Origin of the sequence: Bradyrhizobium oropedii, from assembly GCF_020889685.1 — a bacterium.
GTDB lineage: Bacteria > Pseudomonadota > Alphaproteobacteria > Rhizobiales > Xanthobacteraceae > Bradyrhizobium > Bradyrhizobium oropedii.
Window position 1 is genome coordinate 1 of the sequence record NZ_JACMYO010000513.1, and the last position, 500, is coordinate 500.

Sequence of the window (500 nt, forward strand, 5' to 3'; positions counted from 1 at the left end):
CGCCTCCCGCCCGGTGCTCCTTGATCCCGCGAAACGCCTGCTCATCACCGGCATAGATTGAAGGTGTGCCACCACAGGTCATGAGGACGACAAGCGCATGGGCAAGGTGCCGTTCATCGCGCAGTTGGCTCGCAATCCGCGTGACATCATGATTGCCGACAAAGGTCTGCGGCACGAACGCTTCAAGCATCGCGGTGTGACGATTGAGCGCCCAGGCGAGCTCGAACAGATTGCGATCGTTGAGCGCGCTCCAGATCGCCTTCCATAATTCATATTGTGTGACGGCGCTCATGCCGGTGTCGTGAACAAAACCCGCGTAATCGCCGTGGATGACCTCGCCGAAAATGTAAGCGTCCGGATGCCGGGCCCGAACCTGCGGCAAAACTCGCCGCCAAAACGGCCTTGGGACGGCGTAGGCCGCGTCGAGACGCCAGCCGTCGGCACCGCGCTCGAGCCAATAGTTCATCACGCCCGTCACGTATTCGGCGACCGCAGGTTCG

General features: G+C 61.4%; 1 protein-coding gene. It reads right to left on the minus strand.

Translation table 11 applies throughout. The features are described from left to right. On the minus strand, nucleotides 1–500 hold a 500-nt coding region (locus H8A95_RS43555), incomplete at both ends, for an alpha-amylase family glycosyl hydrolase (protein WP_249796415.1).